The sequence below is a fragment of the Methanoculleus sp. UBA413 genome (assembly GCF_002502935.1).
GTDB classification, from domain to species: Archaea; Halobacteriota; Methanomicrobia; order Methanomicrobiales; family Methanoculleaceae; genus Methanoculleus; species Methanoculleus bourgensis.
The window spans coordinates 1-4,689 of the sequence record NZ_DAQR01000052.1; the positions used below are offsets into that span (position 1 = coordinate 1).

The following is a 4,689-nucleotide window of genomic DNA, read 5'->3' on the forward strand; positions in this document are numbered from 1 at the left end:
GTTCTGCGATAGGAACGCGTGGTCCTCCAGCCACCACGCGTTCCTATCGCAGAACTCTTCGTACCCGCGCTCCGGCCCCGAGTGGAGAAACCGCTGGTATGCGATCGAGAAAAGCCGGTCCTTGTACCAGGTGACCGCCTCGTAGGCCACCCGCCCCTCCGGGAAGCCGGGCACAGGTTCCAGGTCGGCCCGCCTGAGATACCCGTCCCGCACAAGCCGGTCGGGGCTGATGAGGAGCGTGTTCATGCCGAACGCCGACGGGCTGTAGTAGGGAGAACTGGCGTGCTCGACCCGCGTCGGGTTGAGCGGCAGGATCTGCCAGTAGTGCTGTCGGGCCTTCGCCAGCGCCTCGACGAACCGGTATGCCGACGGGCCGAAGTCCCCGATGCCGTATGCCGACGGCAGTGACGTGATATGCAGGAGTATACCGCTTCCCCGTGTATGGATCACCTGTCAACCCCCCTGAGAGAACGGTTCGACCATTTGGGCCTGCCCCCTATTATAATCTCGTACCAGTCGGTCGCGCCCGCGTCCTGCGGCATTGGGGATCGGGTTCCGCTTGCGAGCGGCACTCTTTTAAGAACCTCCGGTGCCCATTATACTCCGAACGGTTCATGGGTAAACAAACCGGTCTTCTCAAATAGTGACCTCTCTATCTCTCTTAGAGGAACGGTTGGCCCCCCTCTCCCGGGTGGCCATTCACAGAGTGTTTATGGTAACTGATCGCGTACCAAACGAGCAGCGGCAGATGGTGTCGGATGGATTTCTTCAGTAATATTCTGGGTCAGGGAAAAGGTGCGAACCCCGCAATCAACCAGGGGAATACTCAGTTTGAGGCTGGAAACTACACTGAGGCGGTGAAGAGTTTCGAGAAAGCGCTCAGGATCGATCCCGAAAACGGCCCGGTCAGGCTCTCCATGGGACGGGCGCTCGCCTGCCTCGGCAGGGACAGGGAGGCAGCGGAGTGGCTGAGGAAGGCTCTCGATTCGTCACCCGGCGATGCCGGGATACTCCGTGCGCTGGGGCACGTCCTGGCCAGGACCGGCGAGTACCAGGAGGCAGCGGAATGTTTCACTACGATCGTGGAGAAGAAACCCGCCGACACAAACGCCTGGTACTGGAGAGGCGAGATGCTTGAGAGGCTTGGCCGGTATGCCGATGCGGCGGAAGCCTACGCACGAGCGCTGGATGGGAACTCAGAAGACGTTGTCCTGCAGGAAAAACTCGCGAGGACCCTTGAGAGGACCGGCGCCTACCGGGAAGCAGCGGTCTGCTTTGAGAGAATTCTCCGGGCGAACCCTGAAAGCGCCGGTGCGTTCGCAAGGAAGGGGGCCGCCCTCCTGTACCGCGGGGATTATTCCGGGGCCGTTGCCTCGTTTGACCGGGTGCTTGCCGGGGACCCGCATAACCTGGATGCCCTCTACGGCAAAGCACGGGCGCTCGAGCACCTCGGCCGCTTCCAGGAGGCTGCCGACTGTTACGGGACGATCACCGCCGCCGATCCCGGAAACACCCCCGCCCTGCACCACCAGGGCTCGCTCCTCCTCCGTTCGGGTGGGTATGCGGAGGCGCTCGAGTGCTTCGATAAGGTCGTCCTCGCCGACCCCGATAATATGGCAGCACGCTACTCCATGGGCCTGGTCTACGATACGCTCGGCCGCTACGACCGGGCGGTCAAGAGTTTTGACCATATCCTGAAGCGTGACCAGGGCCAGATCCACGTCTGGTACGCCCGTGGCATGGCGCTCTTCCACCTCGGCCAGTACGCAGATGCGGTCCGGTCGTTTGACCGAGTACTTGAGAGCCGCGCGATGACCGGGATGAAGTGGATCGGGAGCAGCACCAACCTTGCGCTCTTTGAGAGAGACGAGTCGGGGGCTCCCCTGAAACAGAAACCCTTGAAGGTCGATGCCTGGAGCGAGACTATCCTGAACCACCGGGGGACCGCGCTGCTCCACCTGGGCCGGTACGCGGAGGCGCTGGCGGACTTCGAGCGCGCCCTTGAGTCTGACCCCGGAAACATCCCCGCCCTGCAGCAGAGCAGCACCGCGCTCATCCATCTTGGCAGGTATGACGAGGCCGGGATCTGCCTGGACGCGGTTCTTGAGAGGGAGCCGCATAACGTCGTCGCCCGCCTGATGAAAGCGGACGTCCTCGAAAACCTCGGCAGGTACGGCGATGCGCTGGCTCACCTTGAAGCGGTGCCGGGTGCCGGTAGGGATGACCTCCTTGCCCTGCACCGGAAGGGAGAGGCCCTGATGCATCTCGCGCGGTATGCGGAAGCAGCAGCAGCGTTTGATGCTCTCCTCAAGGTCAATCCGGGGGATGCCGCGGCGGCGATGAGCAGGGGAGAGGCGCTCATGCATCTTGGGGACTATGAGAAGGCGCTCGGGTGCTTTGACCGGGTGCTCGAAGGAGACCCGGCCGACCGGGGCGCCCTGATCGGCCGGAGCAGCGCGCTCGAACGCCTTGGCCGTTACGAGGATGCTCTCGGGTCCATTGACCGGGCGATGCAGGCCGGTCCTGCGGATACCGGAACGCTCACCCGCAAGGCATGGCTCCTCGAGGGGCTCGGACGTTATGCCGAAGCGGCCGACTGCTACGAAGCGCTCTGCAAAGCCGATCCCGGCGCCGGGGGAAACCTGCTGAACCTCGGGGTCGTTCTTGCCGTGCTCGGCCGCTACGAGGAGGCCGCCGGGTGGTTCGGGCAGGCCGTCGAGGCCGACCCCGGCGACCTCTTTGCCTGGTTTAACCGGGGCCGGGCCCTGGAGAGGATGGGGCGGTATGCAGATGCGGCTGAGTGCTATGCGAACGTGACCGCCGGGCGGCCGGGAGATACCGGTGCCTGTTTTGCGCTCGCATCCGTGCTTGCGGAGCTTGGCAGACACCAGGAGGCGATCGAGTACTGTGACCGGCTGCTTGCATCCGATGCCTCAAATGCAGCAGTCAAAAAGCTCCGGGCAGAGATGCTGGAAGCCGTCGGCAGGCACAAGGAGGCGGCCGAGGCGTACGAGCGTTACCTTGAAGTCTCCCCCGACGATCGGGATGCGCGGATGGCGCTTGGCATGGCACTCGAGCGGGACGGGAGGTATGGTGATGCTATCAGGCATTACGCGCTGGTGCTCAAGGGCGATGAGGGTGATGCTGAAGCATGGTATACCCTCGAGAGTGCTCTTGTGCATATGGGGAGGTACGAAGAGGCGCTGGAGTGCTCTAATAGCATCATCGAGGTCAGCCCAGAGAACCAGGCTGCCTGGCAGCGGCGGGGAGAGATCTTCATGTGGCTCGGGCGCTATGAAGAGGCGGTGGCGTGCTTTGAGAAGGTTCTTGACGCCGACCCGATGGACACCCTCACCCAGCGAAGACTCGGGGAGGCAAATGAGAAGGCGGGCAGGTACGAGGAGGCGATCGCTGCCTATACCCGGGTGCTCGACCGGGAACCGGCGAATATTGAGACGCTCCACGCACGAGCCTCGGCTCTTATCCACCTCGGCAGGTATGGTGAGGCGATCAAATCCATCGATAAGATCATCGTCATCCTGCCCGAGAACCCTGCTGTCCTCTTCATGCGGGGGGCGGTGCTCGAGAAGGCAGGCAGGTACGACGATGCCCTGGTGAGCTACGAGAAAGCGCTCCAGGTGGCCCCGAAGAACGCGGCCATCTGGAACACGACCGGGATGCTGCTGGATGCTCTGGGGCGCTACCCTGACGCCATCAGGTCGTTTGATACGGCGATAGACCTCGGCGATGGGGATATTCACGCCTGGCTCTGCAAAGGAGTAGCCCTCAGCCACCTGGGCCGGCATGACCAGGCAGTTACCTGCTATGATATGGTCCTGGGGGCGGATCCCCGCCATGCCCGGGCCTGGTACCTGAAGGGGAGGGCGCTTGACCGGCTGGGCAGGTTCGCGGAGGCGGTGGAGTGCTTCGGGAAGGCGCTGGAGGGCGAGGAACTGCCATGAGGTATGCGCCGGGGTTCCTGCTGCTGGTCATGGTGCTCCTTGTAGCCGGTGCCGGGTGCACCGGGGCAGCGGCGCATGTGGAGACTGGGGATACGGTGAGGGTCCACTACACCGGCACCTTCGAGAACGGGACGGTCTTTGACAGTTCCGCCGGGCGTGAACCGCTGGAGTTTACCGTCGGCGCCGGTACGATGATCCCCGGATTTGATGAGGGTGTTGTGGGGATGCAGGTGGGAGAGACGAAGACCATTCATATCCCGGCCGACCGGGCGTACGGAAACTACCGGGAAGACCTTGTCTTTCTCGCCGACCCGGCAAGGATCCCGGGAGGGGAGAACCTGACCGCGGGGCAGCAGGTAGGGGTAACCCTGCCCAACGGCCAGAGGCTGGTCGGAACGGTCACCGGCATATCGCCCGATGCGATTGTCATCGACGCGAATCACCGTCTCGCGGGTGAGAACCTCACGTTCTCCGTCAGGGTCGTTGAGATTGGGCGGTGATTACGCCCCGGACCTCCGGAGCCCTGTTTATTGGTTCGGCCTCTAATACACCGATTCCCAATTACCGGCACGCTCAACGGAGGAGAGTATCAACCTTTTTTTTTACAGACTCTCCGGGGTTTGCATCCCGGGAGACGGCTATTCTCGGGTATCCCCACGTACTGCCCCCCCTCTGGGGGCGGGGGCTTTGAGGAGGAACGTATAGGTACCCGCCTGCGGGGAGGGGG

General features: G+C 63.1%; 3 protein-coding genes. 2 read left to right on the top strand and 1 reads right to left on the bottom strand.

All coding sequences use genetic code 11. The features are described from left to right. A partial coding sequence (locus BP858_RS03890; RefSeq protein WP_286878899.1) for a 4-alpha-glucanotransferase occupies positions 1-450 on the bottom strand: 450 nt, incomplete at its 3' end. Between the two features lie 308 nt (positions 451-758). On the opposite strand from BP858_RS03890, the gene BP858_RS03895 reads away from it, so the two are divergent. Continuing rightward, positions 759-3,962 (top strand): tetratricopeptide repeat protein, encoded by a 3,204-nt coding sequence (locus BP858_RS03895; RefSeq protein WP_214166751.1) that lies wholly within the window; start codon positions 759-761, stop codon positions 3,960-3,962. Beyond that, positions 3,959-4,462 (top strand): FKBP-type peptidyl-prolyl cis-trans isomerase, encoded by a 504-nt coding sequence (locus tag BP858_RS03900; RefSeq protein WP_286878900.1) that lies wholly within the window; start codon positions 3,959-3,961, stop codon positions 4,460-4,462. Before BP858_RS03895 ends, BP858_RS03900 begins: the two co-directional genes overlap by 4 nt. Positions 4,463-4,689: the final 227 nt, after the last annotated feature.